This window comes from Occultella gossypii (genome assembly GCF_019947135.1).
GTDB classification, from domain to species: Bacteria; Actinomycetota; Actinomycetes; order Actinomycetales; family Beutenbergiaceae; genus Occultella; species Occultella gossypii.
Genome location: NZ_JAGSHT010000016.1, coordinates 202317 through 218351 on the forward strand (window position 1 = coordinate 202317; position 16035 = coordinate 218351).

Sequence of the window (16035 nt, forward strand, 5' to 3'; positions counted from 1 at the left end):
TGCCGTCAGGCCTCGACGGCGTGGGTCTCCTCGTGCGTGGTCGTCCAGAACCGGGCAGTGGCCACGAGCCCGAGCACCAGCAGCACCGAGGTCAGCAGGAAGGGCCAGCTGCGGTCCATGCCGGACAGCCAGCCACTGATCCATCCGAAGGGGGCGATGGCGAGCATCACCGTGGTGCGCTGGATGGCCATCACGCGGGATCGTTCGTTTCGATCCACGTGAAGTGCCACCAGCGACTCCGACAGCATGAACAGGATCCCGGCACCGAAGGCGTCGAGCAGCAGGCAGCCGGCGAGGAGGAGGTAGGTCGACGCAGCAGCGGCGGCGTCAGGGGCGGGGATGCTCACGAGCAGCAACTGCCCGGCGAGGTACACGGAGAAGCCGATGAGAGTCGGCACCTTCAGCGCACTGGCACGCGTGAGCCGCGGGATGATCGTGAAGAAGAACAGCACGGACAGCAGCGACCGAACCATGGGGAAGAACGGCAGGAGCGCGTCGGGCACGCCGAGACGCTGGTTGATCACGATCTGCCAGAAGATGCCGTTCACGAGGGCGACGGCGCCCACGAGCACCGCGATCACCAAGGAGAAGATGGTGCCCTTCGAGCGGACGATCAGAGAGAGCACCGTGCGGTACTCCCAGAGCGATCTCCAGATGCTGATCCCGCGCGTCTGCTCCATCCGGACCAGTCCGGTCGCCGTCTCGGTGGTGTAGCGGTACAGGAGCCAGACCTTCAACGAGATGATGACGAACGCGTTGAGGTAGAGGATCCGCACCGCGAGTTCCAGGCCGAGGTTCACGACGAGCAGGGCAGCGATCGGCGCGAAGAGTGCCGAGAATTCGCCTGCCACCTTGACCAGCGAGTAGACCTTGGGGATCTCGGACCGGTCGACATCCTCCACGAGCAGGCAGTCCCACGAGTTCTGGGTGACCTGCCAGACACCGTTGATGACGGAAGCGATCAGGAACCACCAGAAGTCCTGCGCGAACGCCCAGATCAGACAGGGGATCGCCCAGGCGATGATGTCGAACAGCGCCGTGGTTCGGCGACGCCCGAGCTTGTCCGTGATCACACCGCTGAGCAGCCCGAAGACCACCTGCGACAGGATCGAGATGGTCGCCAACAGACCGATCTGGTTGTCGTTCACGCCCAGGGCCAGCATGAACACCGATGCGTAGGGCAGCACCAGCATCATCGACAGGCCCCACAGGGGCTCGGTGTAGACGGCGGCACGACCGTTGCCTCGGAGGTTGAGGAGGGTGGCGATCATCGGGTTGCGGGGGCGCTGCACCGCAGGAGTCAACCGCTTCGCCCCTCGGTTGTCCATTCCCGTGGGGTCGCCGGGCCCGTGCGCGCGCCTGCCGCGGTCGGACCCGCCCGCGGAAGGCAGGGCATCTCGACGGCGGTTCAGGCCGGGCGGTAGGCAGCGACGATCAGGCGGGCGGTGTTCTCGGCATGGCGGCGCAGTTCGGCTCTGGCGGGGATGGCGTCATCGCCGAGCAGCATCGCCCGGTTCACCGGACCGGACATGATGAGCCAGTTGAACTGCTCGGCGGCCAGGCGAGGGTCGTCGACGCGCAACAGCCCGTCGGCGCTCAGCCGCGCGAAGACGTCCGTCATCGAGTCCAACGCACGTTGGGGGCCGTGGTCGTAGAGCGCCCTGGCGAGCTCCGGGAAGCGGGCGGCCTCGCCGATGACGAGCCGGCGGACCTGCACCACCTGGGGGGTCAGCACCGACATCAGCTGCCGGAGGGCGTAGTCGCGGAGGTAGTCGGTGAGCTGTTCGGTGTCCCGGACGTCCGGCGGGGCATCGTGCACGCCGTCGCCCGCGCGCACGGTCATGGAGGTGACGATCTCGACGAAGAGCGCCTCCTTGCTGCCGAAGTGCTTGTAGACCGTCTGCTTCGAGACCTTGGATGCGGTGGCGATCTCGTCCATGTTGGTGCCGAGATAGCCGTCACGGAGGAAGGCCTCCTGTGCGGCGGCGAGCATCGCCGCGCGACGCTGCGCGGAGCGGCTGGTCTGCGCGCGCTCTTCGGTATCGGCCATGTGGGTCTCCTCGGAGGTACTTGACCAGACAGTACTGCACGGTCTAGTTTCATCCAAACAAGAACTGTACGGTCTAGTTCCATGGAGGAGTAATGCCAGACCCCATCGACACCACGTTCACGGGTCCGCTCAGCAGGGACGAGGAGACTCCCGGCGCATGGACGATCGTGGTCATGCCCGGCTCGGGCGAGTACTTCGGGACGCGCAGGCCCGTGAAGGTCCGTGGCGAGATGGACGGGCATCCGTTCGCCGCCACCCTGTTGCCCATGGGCGACGGCACCCACATGGTGCCCGTCAAGGCCGCCCTGCGTGAAGCTCTCGGCAAGACCGACGGAGACCCCGTGACGGTCCATCTCACCGAACGGGTCGGCTGACCATGTCCACGACACTCACCAGCGGTGCCAACGACCTGGTCGCGTTCGACAGGCGCGGCGATGGACCGGCCATCGTGTTCGTGGCCGGCGCGGGGCCGTTCCGAGCGATCGACCCCTGGACGACCGAGACCGCGGAACGCGCCGCCGCCGCGGGTCTCACCACGATCGTCTACGACCGCCTCGGACGCGGCGAGTCGGTCGCCGCCGGGGTGATCGATCTCGATCGGGAGCTCGCGGCGATCGCGGCACTGATCGACGAGGTCGGGGGAAGCGCCGTGCTCTGCGGTCACTCGTCCGGGTGCACCATCGCGCTCGCCGCCGCGGTGCGCGGACTCCCGGTCGACGGACTGATGCTCTGGGAGGCACCGATCGGCGGGCAGGCGGGCGGCGCCGCGGCCTGGGCCGCTGAGGTGCTGCGCCGCATCGACGGCGGCGACCTCGAGGGCGCCCTCACGCACTACATGAAGGACATGCCCCCTGAGTGGCTCGATGGCGCCAGGCGATCACCGATGTGGGAGGCGATGGTCGCCGGCGTCGTGAGCTACGTCGCGGACGCGCAGTCGCTCGCCTGGATCGAGTCCGAGCCGTTGCCGGACCTCCTCGCCGGCATCCGGGTGCCGGTGGCGTTCCTGACCGGAACACACACCTTCCCGATGATGCTCGACGCGGCGCGCGCCGTCGTCGCGGCGATCCCTGGCGCGACCCACGCTTCGATCGATGGCAAGGATCACGCCTGGAATCCCGCGGCGATGGCGGACGAGGCGGTGCGCTTCGTGACCGGGCGAACCCGTCGAGACGGCCCGCCGCTGCTTGCGTGAGGCCCGGATCGCGTCGGCAGTGTCAGTGAAGCAGCCCGAGCAGCGGCTGACCTGAGCGATATCTCCTGAGATTCTCATTGATCAGCCCGCTCGTGCCGTACGGACGCCCGCCAGCACTGTGTGGGGTGAGGATCACGTTCGGCAGGCCCCAGAGCGGCGAGTCCTCGGGCAGTGGCTCCGTCGCGAACACGTCCAGGGCGGCGCCGGCTATGGCCCCCTCCTCGAGCACGCCGATCAGGTCTGCCTCGACCACGGTCCGGCCTCTGCCGACGTTCACGAACCATGAATCCGCCGGCATCATCTCGAGGATCCGACGGTCGATCACCCCGACCGTGTTCTCCCGGTCGGGCAGCACGGCGATCAGCGCGTCCGCGTCGGCCAGGACGGACGCGGCGTCGGCAACGTCACTGATCTCGATCCCGTCACGGACGCCGCTGGTGCGCCCGATCCCCCGAACCGAACCCCCGAGAGCCTGCAGGTACGTCGCCACCGTCGCACCGATGCGCCCCAGACCCCAGATCACGAACCTCGACCCGTGGATCTGCGTGAACCCGGATCTTGTGACCAGCTGGTTGCCCGTGACCGCCGTGGCCCAGCGGCCCTGCAACTGAGCGTCCCGCGCCAGATCCAGCCGCCGCGCCGCCGCGAGCAGCAGCGCGACGCAATGCTCGGCGACCGGCACGTTGTGCAGGTCGATGCCCCGCGTGATGGCGACCTCCGGCGCGAAGCCGGCGGTCAGGAACGATTCCGGGCCCGAACCCAGTGCCTGGACCCACCGCAGGCTCGGCAACGTCCCGGCGATCTCCACGAGCTTGTCCCGCGGGTTCATCCACGCGACCACCACCTCGGCGTCCCGGTGCTCGTCCGGGATCGGCGCCTCGGGGTCATAGGAGACCACCCGGACGTCCGACTGGTCGGGGTCGAGTTCCAGCCCGTCCGGCACCGACGTCGGCATCAGCAGTTTCATGGGCCTTCGCCGCCTTCGGCCGTGGGATCGCCGGTCAGTCCGAGCGAGGCGTCAGTGCCCATTCGACCGGGCCCATTCCTCGTACTCGGGCCGGGCCGCCTCGGAGAGTGGGTAGTAGCGGCGCATGTCGCCGCCCTCGAGCAGCCGCAGCCGGGAGAACTCCTCCCAGTCGTGGTGCGAGGAGGACCGCGCGATCACCTCGTCCACCAGGGCGGCCGGCACCACGACGGCGCCGTCGGCATCGGCGACGATGGCATCACCGGGGATGACCGTGGCCTCGCCGCAGGCGATCGGGCTGTTGTAGTCGAACGGCATCAGGTCGGTCTGGGTGTGGAAGTTCGGCGTGGTTCCCCGCGCCCAGACCGGCAGGCCGAGGTTGCGCACGGACGGCCAGTCGCGGATGCAACCGTCGACGACGAGCCCGACGCCACCGCGGCCGAGCAGGTAGGTGAGCATCATCTCGCCGAACAGTCCCGAGGACATGTTCCCGCGTCCGTCCACCACGACGATGTCCCCCGGCTCCACCGCGTACAGGACGTGCCGGTGCAGCTGCACCTCCGGGTCGGCGTACTCGTCGACCCGGTACAGGTCCTCACGCTTGGGCATGAACTTCAGGGTCAGCGCAGTGCCGGCGACCGCGTCGCCGTCGGTGAGCTGCCCGATGCCGGTGAGGTGCGCGTCGCGGATGCCGAGCTTCGACAACTGGCTGCTGACCGTCGCCGATCCGATCGCCGCGAGAGCCTCGCGCTGCTCCTGGGTGATACGCGGGATCGGCGTGTCCGCCGTCGTCGTCGCCGTGGGTGCCACGCTCTGAGCCGGCACATTCTCCGTCGCTACCATCAAGTCTTCCAAACCTTTCGAAATGTGTTGTCGCAGTGGGTGGCGGAGGAGTCCGCCTCATGGCTGAGCTATGGACCCCACCCCAGTTCCGCTTCCGCGAAGGACGTGTCGAACAGCCCGCGAACGCCGGTGAGCCGGCCGTCGCAGGGAGTGTCCGGCCAGTGTCGGCGCACCAGTTCGCGGGGGTCTGCGTGCATCGCGTTGTCGGTCGCGACCAGGTATCCGAAGTGCACGCCGGGCAGCGGTGCGGCACAGGCCCGCACGAGGGCGGCGGCCGTCTGCTCGGGCGGCGAATAGCCCCAGAGATTGCGGCGGCCCCGGTCCGGGGACCGTTCGTAGGCCCCGAGCTGGACCTCGCGCGGTTGGACGGCGTGGATCCTCAGGCACACCATGGAACGGTCGTCGCCGTGGATCCGCCCGAAGTAGCGGACCTGCTGCTCCATCACCCACTTGGACAGCGAGTACTCGTCGCGGGCCTGGCTCGCCTGCTCGAAGTCGACGGGAAAGCGGTCATAGCCGGCGATCTCACTGAACTCCCCGCCGATCGCATTGATGCTCGACGCCACCACGACCTTCGCGATCCCGAGGTCGGCGGCCGCGGACAGCACGTTGAAACTCATCGTGGTGTTCTCGGCGTAGACCATGCCGGGCCGGTCCGCGACCGGCTTCGGGTGGGCCGCCAGATGAACGACGGCGTCCGCGCGCTCGAGCGCGCGGGCGGCGGCCTCGTAGTCGCGCAGGTCGGCACGGACGTCGACGCCGGAATCCGCCCGGACATCGATCGTCCTCGGCCGGTGGCCCGCGGCCGTGACCGCGCGGACCACGTACCGGCCGAGGACGCCGGCGGCGCCGGTGACGGCGATCTCCAGGCTCACTGCTCGGGCAGAGCGTTCGTGGGTGGCGCGTCGGGGTGGCTGCCGAGCCGGAGGTCCTCGTTCATCGCGTCGACCGCGGCCAGGTCCGCCTCCGGCATCTCGAAGTCCAGATCGATGTTCTGAGCGATGCGCTCGGCGTTGGTCGACTTCGGAATGACGATCCGTCCGCGTGCGAGGTGCCAGTTCAGCACGACCTGGGCGGCACCGACCCCGTGCTTCGCGCTCAGCGCGGCTACCGTCGGGTGTTCCAGGACGCGTCCCTTGCCTAGCGGCGCCCAGGCCTGGGTGACGATCCCGTGCTCGCGCTGGTAGGCCTCGAGCTCGGGCTGCTGGAACAAGGGGTGGCACTCGATCTGGTTCACGACCGGGACCTCGTCGAAGTTCTCGACGACGGCCCGCAGGTGTTTGACCATGAAGTTCGAGACGCCGATCGCGCGTACGTCGCCGCGCTTGCGCAGTTCGATCAGCGCGGACCAGCTCTCCAGCATCCGCTCGACGGGTGCGACCGGCCAGTGGATCAGGTACAGGTCCACGCGGTCGACCCCGAGCCGGGCGCGGCTGGCCTCGAACGCGTCGATCGTCGGCTGGTACCCGTGGTCGCCGTTCCACACCTTGGTGGTCAGGAAGACCTCGTCCCGGTCGATCCCGGACTCCCGGACGGCCCGGCCGATCGCCGCCTCGTTGCCGTACACGGAGGCCGTGTCGATCAGTCGGTAGCCGGACCGCAGTGCGGCCTTGACCGTCGCATCGGTCTCGTCCGGCCCCAGCCGCAGGGAGCCGAGGCCCACCTTCGGGATGCTCGTGCCATCCAGCAGTTCGGTTCGTTCGCTCACTGCGTTCATCACCTTGTCCGTTTCGCTCATGACGTCGGTTCTCCGGCCGGCGCCGCGGCCGGGTCGTGCTGGAGGGATTCGGCGACGGCCCGGGCGACGATCCCGAAGGAGACGGCGCCGGCGTCGGGCGTCCCGATGGTCCTGGTGCCGTGTGTCCGGGCCCGCCCCTTGGTGGCGACCAGGTCCGCGGTCGCCTCGGCGGCGGCCTCGGCGACGGCGGTCGCGCGGACCAGGGTCTGGGCGAACGGGGCGTCCGGCTCGGCCTCGAAGACCTGCACGAACGGCTCGATCGCGTCGACCATGGTCTTGTCACCCGGTCGGGCGCCACCGAGTTCGACGATGGCGTCGCGCGCCCGGGTGAGGCCGTCCACCAGTTCGGCATCGGTGGGCGGACGGACGTCGCCGAGCGCGGACGCGAAGGCCTCGAGGGCCGCGCCCCAGAGCGCGCCGGACGTGCCGCCCGCCTTGTCCGACCAGGCCGCGCCCGCGGCTCTGACCACGGCGCCGACGGCGGCGCCCGCCTCCGTCGCGGACGTGGCCGCCTCATGGGCCGCCGCCAGGCCGCGCACCATGCCACGCCCGTGGTCACCGTCTCCGCCGACCCGGTCGAGCTGCGCCAGGCGTTCCTCGTGCTGGGCCACCGCCTCCGCGGCCGCACCGATGGCGGCGCGTGCCCTCGCGGCCAGCTCCTGCTGGGCGCGCGAGGCCTGCACCGGTGCGTCGGCACCGGCCGCCACGGTCCCCGCGGACTGCTCGTCCGCCGTCGGCAGTGTTTCCCTGCGCAGGCTCGCCGTGCGCACCGGAGCGCTCCAGAGCGCCTCCAGGTCCGCGTCGAGGAACATCGTGCTGAGCGAGGCGCCGACCATGTCGAGGCTGGTCAACTGCTCCCCGACCACCGGGGCCACGATCTCTTGGCCGCTGGTCGCGAGCTCCTCCCGCACCCGTGCGTAGAGGACGAACAGCTCCTCGTGGCTGCAGCCGCCGAGGCTGTTCACCAGGACCGCGAGGCGGCCCTCGTAGCCGCCGTGCCCGGCCTCGGGCTCGTAGTCGAGGGTGGCCGCGACGAGCCGCCGGGCAAGGTCGGACGGCGTGCCCTGCTCCTGGGTCTCGAGTCCCGGCTCACCGTGGATCCCCAGGCCGATCGCGAGCTGCCCCTTCTCGACCGTGAACAGCGGTTCGGAGTCTCCGGGCAGGGTGCAGCCCGAGACGGCGGCGCCGAGGGAGACCGTCCGCTCGGCCGCGCGGGTGCCGAGGTGGGCGACCTCCTCGAGGCCGCGGCCCTCGGCGGCGGCCGCTCCGAGGACCTTGCACACGAACAGGGCACCGGCGATGCCCCGCCCGTCCGCCACCTCCCGCGACGTCCGGGACGCGATGTCGTCGGCGATCACGACCTCCTCGACCGCGATGCCCTCCGCCCGGAGCTGGCGGGCGGCTTCGCCGAAGTGGATACGGTCGCCGCTGTAGTTCAGGTAGGCGAGCAGGACGCCGCCACCGTTCTCCACCGCCAGGGCCGCACGGTGGATCTGCGCCGCCGAGGGCGAGGAGAAGATCTGGCCGGAGACGGCCGCGTCCAGCATGCCCGCGCCGACCCAGCCGGCGAAGCCGGGATAGTGCCCGCCGCCACCACCCGCGACCACGGCCACGTGCCCGGCCGGGGTTCCCTCCCTGCGCACGACGGCGCCCTCCCGCAGCGCCACCAGTTCGGCGTTCGCGTGTACGTACCCCGAGAGCATGTCCTCGATGGAGTCAGCGCCCTTGCCTACGAACATCATGTTCCCTTCGTTCGTGCGGCCGCGTGGTGGCGGCCGTCGCTCGTGGAGGTCAGCCCCAGGTCCGGTCGAGTGCCACGTCGGAGTCCCAGACGCTGCTGTCGTCGAAGAAGATGGGGTTCGACTGGTCGAGGCACTCGCGCATGAGGTCGAGGTTGACGTCGTCGAAGCCGAGACCCGGCTTGTCCGGCACCTGGATGTAGCCGCCGGCGATGATCGGGCCGTCGAAGCCGAGCACGAGGTCGCTCCAGTACTCGACGTCCGCGCCGTGGTGCTCGAGCGCCAGGAAGTTGTAGGTCGCCGCGGCGATCTGCACGCAAGCCATGGTCGCGACCGGGCTCGCGGCCAGGTGCAGGGCCATCGGCACGCCGTACTCCTCCGCGAGATCGCCGATGCGCTTGGTCTCGACCAGACCGCCGGCGGTGGCCGGGTCGGGGTGCACCACGTCCACGGCACCCGCGTCCAGGAGGGGACGGAAGCCCTCGGCGAGATAGATGTCCTCGCCCGTGGCGGTCGGCGTGGTCGTGGAGTCGGTCAGCTTCTTCCACTGCTCGGTGTACTGCCAGGGGATGAGGTCCTCGAGCCAGGCAAGGCCGAACGGCTCGAGGGCCTGGGCGATCCGGATGCAGGACTTCAGGTCCACGTGCCCGATGTGGTCGACGGCGATCGGGACGTCGTAGCCCACCTCGGCCCGGACGGTGCGGACGTAGTCGACCAGGTGGTCCACGCCCGCCTGGGAGATCTGCAGAGCCGTGAACGGGTGCGGCGTGAACCGGTCGATCATGGCGCCGGACTGGCCCACCAGGGCGTTGGGGACCTCGTCGAGCAGGTCGACGCCGACGTCCATCTTGAGCATCGTGTAGCCGGCGTCCAGACGACCCTTGAGCCGCTCGGCCATCCTGTGCGGGTCCCGCTCGCCCGGGGTGTCGGCGTAGCACTTGATCCGGTCGCGGAACTGCCCGCCCATCAGGGCGTAGGCCGGGACGCCGTACGCCTTGCCGGCCAGGTCCATCAGGGCCATCTCGACGCCGGAGACGCCACCACCCAGGCGCCCGTGGCCGCCGAACTGACGGATCTTGCGCAGGATCCGGTCGAGGTTGCAGGGGTTCTCCCCGATGATCCGGCTCTTCAGCATCAACGCGTAGGTCGCGCTCGCCTGGTCCCGCACCTCGCCCCAGCCGACCAGGCCCTGGTTGGTCTCGATCCTGATGATCGTCGACTTGAACGGGACCTTGTCGAGGCACGCGACGCGAAGGTCGGTGATGCGCAGCGCGGAGGGACGCGACGCCTGGCTGACGTGCTCGGCCGAGATCGGCAGCTCGCGGTCCCGGGCGGCGATCAGGTCGCGATCACGCGCGTCGAGCATGGTGGTGGGCATGACCCGGTTCATGTGGGTGGTTCTCCTGGTTGAGGGGCTGGTCGTGGGGGTGGTTGGTCTGAAGATCGGACTGTGGTGAACCGGCGGCGTCCGGCCGGTCGGCTGGCGGCGCCGTTCCGCCGGGGTCGTCAGCCGGGCCGGGCCTGGGTCACGCCAGGGTCGGGACCGCGGCTCGCTCGCCCGCCGCTCGCGCGGTCGTATCGCGGCAAGGGCGGTCTCGTCCGCGAGGCCCGTGGTGCGCCGGCGACAACTTGCGACCTCGTCGTGCGTTCGCCGATGTAGTTACGGCGGCGGTCGGGGTGTCTGACGGCAGCGTCTCGGCCGACCGTTGCGCCCGGTGACACCGGTGGACGCGTGCGGCAGGCACGTTCGGCACCCCGGGGGCCGGCACCGCGGACCAGTTTCAGTTGCGCACTGGCCGCACGCTCGCCTGGACCACCTGGTACCGGGTCTCACCACCTCCATCGTGGTTGTGCTCTGTACAACTGCGTTGCAGTCAGCATGTACTGTTGGCTTGTCAGGTGTCAAGCGGCAGATGGGATACAGATCATGAGAACGTCCGACGACACGTCGGCGGAGGCCGCGGAAGCGCGACCGTCCTCGTCGCTGCACCGAGGCCTGCAGGTTCTCGAGGTGGTGGCACAGTCCGGCTCGAAGGGCGCATCGGTCACGGAGGTCGCCACCCGGCTCGAGCTCGACAAGTCGACGGCGTCGCGCACGCTCTCCACCCTGCGCGCGATCGGCTACGTCCAGCAGGACCGGACCCGGCGCTACTTCAGCACGTCGAAGCTCGCCAAACTTGCGGTCCGCCGGCCGGGCGGCAGCGATCTGGTCGCCCTCGCCCGCGAGCGTCTCGAGCAGCTGCACCGCCAGGTGGACGAGGCGATCCACCTGGCCATCGCCGACGGCGGCGAGATGCTCTTCCTCGACTACATGCAGACCAGCAAGGTGGTGCGCAGCGAGGAGTCCACCACACCGCGGCCGCTCCACGAGGTCGCCGTGGGCATCGCCGTGCTCGCCGCCCTGGACGACGAGGACCGGGTCCAGGAACTCATCGAGGCCTCGGAGAACGTGGGTACGGCGCCGCTTTCCACGGAGGACCACCAAGCCCTGAGCCTGGAGATCTCCCGCGCGCGGCGGCGCGGCTGGGCGACCCTCGACCGCGGCGACGACGTCAGCCGGGTCGCGGTAGCGATCAGGGACCGCGCCGGCGCGCCGATCGCCGCCCTCTGCGTGTATGGCCCGTCCTACCGTCTCGACCCCATCCAGGACACGATCGTGCAGGCGGCCCAGGCGGCCGCCGCCGACCTGTCCACGGCGCTCGACGCGTAGACCGGCGCGCCTGTCGGCCAGGCGCGCCGGTCCGGTGTTCGAGCGGCGGGGACTACTTGAGACCCGAGCTCGAGATGCCTTCAAGAATCTGCTTCTGTGCGACGAAGAAGAAGATCACCAACGGCACCAGCGACAGCACGGACATCGCGAGGAGGCGACCCGTGCCGAAGCCCGTATCCGTCGAGAGCAGCGCGTTGAGCGCCACCGGGACGGTGTAGAGGCTGGTCCTGGTCAGATAGATCAACGGGCCGAGGAAGTCGTTCCAGGTCCAGATGACGGTGAAGATCGCCGTCGTCGCGAGTGCCGGCCGCATCAGCGGAAGGATGATCGACCAGTAGATCCGGAAGTACCCCGCTCCGTCCATGAAGGCCGCCTGATCCAGCTCCCGCGGTATGCCCCGCACGAACTGGATCATCAGGAACACGAAGAACGCGTCGGTGGCGAGGAACTTCGGGAGCACCAGCGGGATGAAGGTGTTCAGGGCGCCGATGTAGGAGAAGGTCAGGTACTGCGGGATCAACAGCACGTGGACCGGGATCAGCAGCGTGGCGATGACCACGCCGAAGTACACCGGCTGCAGCCTGAACCGCAGCCGCGCCAGCACGTAGGCCGAGAGCGAGCAGGCCAGCAGATTCCCGATCAGGGCAAGGATCGCGACCACGGCGGAGTTGAGGAAGAAGGTCGTGAAATCGACGCTGAGCGTCGACCAGCCCTCCGTGTAGTTGATGCCGGTCCAGATGCCCTCCGGCCACAGCCCCGCATTCGCGACCTCCGACTCGGGAAGGAACGAGAGGCGAATCATCCACAGCAGTGGATAGATCATCGCCACCAATGCCACCGAGACGAGGATCTGCCGTAGCCACCGATTACGCCGCAGACGCGATGTTCGCAGCTTTACCGGATCGGCGACGACGCGATCAAGACTACTGGTCGCCATAATAGACCCACTTCCTGGAAACGATGAACTGCACGGCCGTCAGGATGCCGATGAAGATGACCAGCACCCACGCCAGGGCCGACGCATAACCCATGCGGTATTCGATGAAGCCGACGATGTAGACATACAGCGTGTAGAACAGCGTCGAATCGACCGGTCCACCGGTACCGCCACTGACGATGTAGGCCTGATTGAAAGCCTGGAATGCTCCTACGGTCTGCAGGATGAGGTTGAAGAAGATCATCGGCGTCAGGAGCGGGAGCACGATGCTCTTCAGCCTGCGGCCGTACCCCGCGCCGTCGACCGTGGCCGCCTCTATCAGTTCCTTGGGGATCTCCTTGAGTCCCGCAAGGAAGATGATCATCGGGGATCCGAAGGTCCACACCTGCAGCAGCACGAGGGTCAGCAGTGCAGTGTCGGGGTCATACAGCCAGTTCCGGCCCGTCACCCCGAAGATCGACAGGACGGCGTTGACCAGCCCGTCGGTCTTGAAGATCTGCCGCCAGAGCAGCGCGATCGCGACGCTGGCACCGAGGAGCGAGGGCAGATAGAAGCCGGCCCGGTAGACCCCGAGCCAGCGGATGCCCTTCTCCAGCAGGAGCGCGAGACCCAGCGCCAGCCCGAGCTGCAGAGGCACGGCCAGGCACACGTACATCAGGGTGACGCTCATCGACTTGAAGAACTTCGGGTCGCTGAAGACCGCGGCGTAGTTGTCCAACCCCACGAACTCGGTGCTGCCGAGGATCGAGTAGTTGGTCAGCGACAGGACGAGCGACGCGATCAGGGGTCCGATCGTGATCCCGAGTGCGCCCACGAGCCACGGCAGGAGCATCACGTGCGCGGCGAGCCACGTGCGAGCTCGCCTGGGGCGAACACGGCCGGTTCCGCTTGTCATCGAACCCCTTCCGGATCCGAGCGTGGGGGGGGGGGGGGCGGGGGGGGGGGGGGGGGCCCCCCCCCCCCCCCCCCCGGCGGGGCGGGGGGGGGGGGGGGGGGGGGGGGGGGGGGCGGCGCCCCCCCCCCCCACGTCGACGCCCGATTTCAAAGGCTCCCGCTCACAGTGCTGTGGAACTGGGTGACGGCGTCCGTGATCGAGGCCTGGCCCAGCACGACCTGCTCGATGGCGGCGTCGTACTCCCGGCGCCACGTGCTCGCGTTCGGCGGGGCGTCGTACCGCGGCCGCATCTCCTGCGCCAGGACCGCGTCGGTCACGCTGTTGGCCTGCTGGATGTTCGGGTCGTCGGTGCCCTCCAGCGCGGTCCGCTGCCGCAGGCTGGCCGGCGTCCCCTGGACGGGGCCGAGTTCGGTGATGAACTCCTCGCTGTTGAGGTTGAAGTCGAGCACGCGGCCGACCGCCTCGAGCCGGTCCTCGGGCACGCCCTCGTAGACGCCCACGCGGACGAAGTAGGTGAACGCGTGGCCGTCGGCGGCGTCCTCGAGCACCGGTGTCGGCACCTCCCGCAACTCGAAGTCGGGGAAGACCAGGCTCGCCTCGAGGATCTGGTTGTGGCTGCCGATGTCCGAGAGCACCTTGGACCCGAACTCGTTCCAGGCGCCTTGGATGCCGCCCTGTTCCTCGACCGAGAGAGTCACCTCGTCGAGCCTGAGCTGCTCCCACCAGTCCAGGTACGAGGCGATCCCGTCGATGCTCGCGCCCAGCTGGCCGTCCTCGGTCCAGAGGTCCTCACCGTGCTGACGCAGCCAGGCTTCGAGCGTGAGGTCGTGGCCGGCGTGGTAGAAGATGCCCTTGTTACCGTCGGGGTTGTTGTTCGTGTAGTCGCGCAGGAACTCCGCGGTGGAGTCCCAGGACCACACCGAGGGCGCCTCTGCCCCGAGCTCGTCGAGGAAGGTCTGGTTGTAGCGGAAGCACGGCGTGATCATGCCCACCGGGAGCGTGTTGAGCTTGCCGTCGATCTTCAGGCGGTCGAGCATGTCCGCGTCCAGCGAATCGAAATCGAAGCCGGGCAGGCCCTCGACGTCGTGATAGATGCCCGCCTGGTTGTAGGCGAGGATCTGAGGTGAGGCGATCCAGAAGATGTCGGCCACCTCGCCGCCGGCGATCTGGGTGGTCATTCGTTCCTGGAAAGCATCGTAGGACGCGAATTCCTGGAGGATCTCGATGTCCTCGTTGGCGTCCATGAACTTCTGGAACAACGCGGCGTACAGCGCCTGCGCACTTCCGTTGTCCCAGTGGCCGTATCGAACCTGCGAGACCCCACCGCTGGAGCCGCCACCGGAATTCGTGCCATTCGAGCATGCGGCAAGAGCGGCAACGCTGGCCGCGGCACCGAGACCCAAAAACTGTCGACGTTTCATCGTGTCTTCTTCCTGATCTTGAGGGCGAAAAGGGAACTACGTGAACAAGGGACAGACATCCCGTGCGATCGGGTGGTCGCACAATTCAGCGATGACTCCTGCGACCGGAACCTGGACGCGCGGCAGGGCACGCCTCAGCGAACGGCGTACCGCTGCCGTCCCGCGCGTGCTGAGTTCTCGCTCGGACGCACTCGTGCGCCGCGCTTACGGCGCTGCCTTCCACGCATCCAGCGCGGTGCCGTGAGCGACGGTGGCGAACCGTGATGACGAGCCGGTGACTAGCAGCCGACTAGCACTGCCCGGGCGTCGTCACTCGTGCATTCGCGCGGAATGGGCTGACCGGCTATGACCGGTCCGCGGCGCGTGGTGGGTCCGTCGAGATCTGCGACTCATCATCGGGTCCTAGCTTGTCGGTCGATACCTGTTGCGTGTCGTGAAACTAACATGCACCTGACGGAACGGTCAAGGCGTCAGCATCTCCGCGGCCGCAGCCTCCGGCGACCACCCGCGCTCGGACCGGGTTGCCCGGATGCAATCTCAGCGGTTGCGGCACGGGGTGGCCACTCACGGCACGGGCGAGGGGTCCGCCGAGTTCCGCCGGGAGCACGTGACCGAGCGGCAGGGCGTTGACTGCAACTTCGTTGTTGAGTGCACATGTAGGAAGCAACCTCTGTGCGCGTGGTTGACGAGCGGCGCCCCGTCGATCAATACTTAGGCACATGCCTAACTATCGTGAGGATCTGGACCGGATGTTCCACGCCCTGTCCGATCCCACGCGACGTGCCCTGATCGAACGGCTGGTCCTCGGCCCCGCCTCGGTCAGCGAGTTGGCCCGCCCGTTCGAGATGGCCATGCCGTCCCTGCTGCAGCACCTCACTGTGCTGGAGCGGGCCGGAATCGTCACCTCGTCGAAGGTGGGCCGGGTCCGCACGTTCCAGTTCGCCGTCGACGCACTGAGCCCCGGCGCGGACTGGATCGGACGCCAGCGGCTCCCCGCCGAACGCCGACTCGACCGGCTGGGCGACTTCCTCACCCCGGACAACACGAAGGAGAACTGAGATGGACACGCAGACCGAACACAGCCAGACGCACGCGACGTTCGTGATCGAACGGACCTACCCGGCATCGCCCGAACGGGTCTGGCATGCACTCTCCGACAACGACGCCCGGGACCTGTGGTTCTCCGGCGAACCCGAGTTCACCCAGACCGAGAAGTCCCACGACTTCCGGGTCGGCGGGCACGGCACCGAGGACGGTCAATGGCATGGCGGCCCGCGGTCCCGCTACCACTCGACCTACACCGACATCGTCGATCTCACCCGGATCGTCTTCACCTACGACATGTGGGTGGACGACCGGCACATGTCCACCTCGCTGGTGACGATCGCGCTCGAGCCCGACGGCGAGGCCACCCGGCTCACCTACACCGAGCAGGGCGCCCACTTCGACGGGCTCGACGATCCCGCGGGTCGTGAGGAAGGCACCAAGGGGCTGCTGGACAAGCTCGGGGCGTCGCTCGCCGTCTGACCGAGTCCGGCCACGCCCC

General features: G+C 68.7%; 16 protein-coding genes. 5 read left to right on the top strand and 11 right to left on the bottom strand.

Annotation, left to right across the window (positions count from 1 at the left end; genetic code table 11):
- Window positions 1–5: 5 nt before the first annotated feature.
- Both KCQ71_RS17395 and KCQ71_RS17400 read right to left on the bottom strand, forming a co-directional pair.
- A complete protein-coding gene (locus KCQ71_RS17395) occupies window positions 6–1292 on the bottom strand; it encodes an MFS transporter (protein ID WP_223408223.1) in 1287 nt (428 codons plus the stop codon).
- A gap of 116 nt (window positions 1293–1408) precedes the next feature.
- On the bottom strand, window positions 1409–2050 hold the full coding sequence (locus KCQ71_RS17400; RefSeq protein WP_223408225.1) for a TetR/AcrR family transcriptional regulator: 642 nt from the start codon (window positions 2048–2050) through the stop codon (window positions 1409–1411).
- Between the two features lie 92 nt (window positions 2051–2142).
- On the opposite strand from KCQ71_RS17400, the gene KCQ71_RS17405 reads away from it, so the two are divergent.
- Together KCQ71_RS17405 and KCQ71_RS17410 are read left to right on the top strand one after the other, a co-directional pair.
- The gene (locus tag KCQ71_RS17405) at window positions 2143–2424 is read left to right on the top strand and encodes a DUF1905 domain-containing protein (protein WP_223408226.1); all 282 of its coding nucleotides are present in this window, start codon (window positions 2143–2145) and stop codon (window positions 2422–2424) included.
- Between the two features lie 2 nt (window positions 2425–2426).
- Entirely contained in the window at window positions 2427–3242 is an 816-nt protein-coding gene (locus KCQ71_RS17410; protein WP_223408227.1) for an alpha/beta fold hydrolase, read from the top strand.
- 22 nt (window positions 3243–3264) lie between these two features.
- Here the strand turns inward: KCQ71_RS17410 and KCQ71_RS17415 are convergent, their stop codons facing one another.
- From KCQ71_RS17415 to KCQ71_RS17440, 6 genes are all read right to left on the bottom strand, one after another.
- Window positions 3265–4209, bottom strand: coding sequence for an NAD(P)-dependent oxidoreductase (locus KCQ71_RS17415; RefSeq protein ID WP_223408228.1), 945 nt, complete (start codon window positions 4207–4209; stop codon window positions 3265–3267).
- Between the two features lie 51 nt (window positions 4210–4260).
- Window positions 4261–5049 carry a ribonuclease activity regulator RraA gene (locus tag KCQ71_RS17420; protein WP_223408229.1) on the bottom strand — a complete coding sequence of 263 codons (789 nt, stop codon included), beginning with the start codon at window positions 5047–5049 and terminating at the stop codon, window positions 4261–4263.
- A gap of 68 nt (window positions 5050–5117) precedes the next feature.
- Window positions 5118–5924 carry an NAD-dependent epimerase/dehydratase family protein gene (locus tag KCQ71_RS17425; RefSeq protein WP_223408230.1) on the bottom strand — a complete coding sequence of 269 codons (807 nt, stop codon included), beginning with the start codon at window positions 5922–5924 and terminating at the stop codon, window positions 5118–5120.
- Window positions 5921–6757 (bottom strand): aldo/keto reductase, encoded by an 837-nt coding sequence (locus tag KCQ71_RS17430; RefSeq protein ID WP_223408231.1) that lies wholly within the window; start codon window positions 6755–6757, stop codon window positions 5921–5923. The genes KCQ71_RS17425 and KCQ71_RS17430 overlap by 4 nt, the downstream gene beginning before the upstream one ends.
- 26 nt (window positions 6758–6783) lie before the next feature.
- Window positions 6784–8529, bottom strand: a complete 1746-nt coding sequence (locus tag KCQ71_RS17435) for a dihydroxyacetone kinase family protein (protein ID WP_223408232.1) — start codon at window positions 8527–8529, stop codon at window positions 6784–6786.
- Window positions 8530–8578: 49 nt separating this feature from the next.
- Window positions 8579–9916, bottom strand: coding sequence for a mandelate racemase/muconate lactonizing enzyme family protein (locus tag KCQ71_RS17440; RefSeq protein ID WP_223408233.1), 1338 nt, complete (start codon window positions 9914–9916; stop codon window positions 8579–8581).
- Between the two features lie 537 nt (window positions 9917–10453).
- On the opposite strand from KCQ71_RS17440, the gene KCQ71_RS17445 reads away from it, so the two are divergent.
- A complete protein-coding gene (locus KCQ71_RS17445; protein ID WP_223408234.1) occupies window positions 10454–11236 on the top strand; it encodes an IclR family transcriptional regulator in 783 nt (260 codons plus the stop codon).
- 52 nt (window positions 11237–11288) lie between these two features.
- Here the strand turns inward: KCQ71_RS17445 and KCQ71_RS17450 are convergent, their stop codons facing one another.
- From KCQ71_RS17450 to KCQ71_RS17460, 3 genes are all read right to left on the bottom strand, one after another.
- The gene (locus KCQ71_RS17450) at window positions 11289–12074 is read right to left on the bottom strand and encodes a carbohydrate ABC transporter permease (RefSeq protein WP_223408236.1); all 786 of its coding nucleotides are present in this window, start codon (window positions 12072–12074) and stop codon (window positions 11289–11291) included.
- Window positions 12075–12159: 85 nt separating this feature from the next.
- Window positions 12160–13068: a carbohydrate ABC transporter permease gene (locus tag KCQ71_RS17455; protein ID WP_223408238.1), complete on the bottom strand. Its 909-nt coding sequence runs from the start codon at window positions 13066–13068 to the stop codon at window positions 12160–12162.
- Window positions 13069–13214: 146 nt separating this feature from the next.
- Entirely contained in the window at window positions 13215–14489 is a 1275-nt protein-coding gene (locus KCQ71_RS17460; protein ID WP_223408240.1) for an ABC transporter substrate-binding protein, read from the bottom strand.
- A gap of 719 nt (window positions 14490–15208) precedes the next feature.
- Here KCQ71_RS17460 and KCQ71_RS17465 point away from each other — a divergent pair.
- Window positions 15209–15547, top strand: coding sequence for an ArsR/SmtB family transcription factor (locus KCQ71_RS17465; protein ID WP_223408250.1), 339 nt, complete (start codon window positions 15209–15211; stop codon window positions 15545–15547).
- 1 nt (window position 15548) lies between these two features.
- The gene (locus KCQ71_RS17470) at window positions 15549–16016 is read left to right on the top strand and encodes an SRPBCC family protein (protein ID WP_223408252.1); all 468 of its coding nucleotides are present in this window, start codon (window positions 15549–15551) and stop codon (window positions 16014–16016) included.
- The last annotated feature ends 19 nt before the right edge of the window (window positions 16017–16035 follow it).

Bases quoted from the DNA above. Each gene is read 5' to 3' on its own strand.
- KCQ71_RS17400 (WP_223408225.1), bottom strand. From the start codon at position 2,050: ATGGCCGATACCGAAGAGCGCGCGCAGACCAGCCGCTCCGCGCAGCGT.
- KCQ71_RS17405 (WP_223408226.1), top strand. From the start codon at position 2,143: ATGCCAGACCCCATCGACACCACGTTCACGGGTCCGCTCAGCAGGGAC.
- KCQ71_RS17410 (WP_223408227.1), top strand. From the start codon at position 2,427: ATGTCCACGACACTCACCAGCGGTGCCAACGACCTGGTCGCGTTCGAC.
- KCQ71_RS17415 (WP_223408228.1), bottom strand. From the start codon at position 4,209: ATGAAACTGCTGATGCCGACGTCGGTGCCGGACGGGCTGGAACTCGAC.
- KCQ71_RS17420 (WP_223408229.1), bottom strand. From the start codon at position 5,049: ATGGTAGCGACGGAGAATGTGCCGGCTCAGAGCGTGGCACCCACGGCG.
- KCQ71_RS17435 (WP_223408232.1), bottom strand. From the start codon at position 8,529: ATGATGTTCGTAGGCAAGGGCGCTGACTCCATCGAGGACATGCTCTCG.
- KCQ71_RS17440 (WP_223408233.1), bottom strand. From the start codon at position 9,916: ATGAACCGGGTCATGCCCACCACCATGCTCGACGCGCGTGATCGCGAC.
- KCQ71_RS17445 (WP_223408234.1), top strand. From the start codon at position 10,454: ATGAGAACGTCCGACGACACGTCGGCGGAGGCCGCGGAAGCGCGACCG.
- KCQ71_RS17455 (WP_223408238.1), bottom strand. From the start codon at position 13,068: ATGACAAGCGGAACCGGCCGTGTTCGCCCCAGGCGAGCTCGCACGTGG.
- KCQ71_RS17460 (WP_223408240.1), bottom strand. From the start codon at position 14,489: ATGAAACGTCGACAGTTTTTGGGTCTCGGTGCCGCGGCCAGCGTTGCC.
- KCQ71_RS17465 (WP_223408250.1), top strand. From the start codon at position 15,209: ATGCCTAACTATCGTGAGGATCTGGACCGGATGTTCCACGCCCTGTCC.
- KCQ71_RS17470 (WP_223408252.1), top strand. From the start codon at position 15,549: ATGGACACGCAGACCGAACACAGCCAGACGCACGCGACGTTCGTGATC.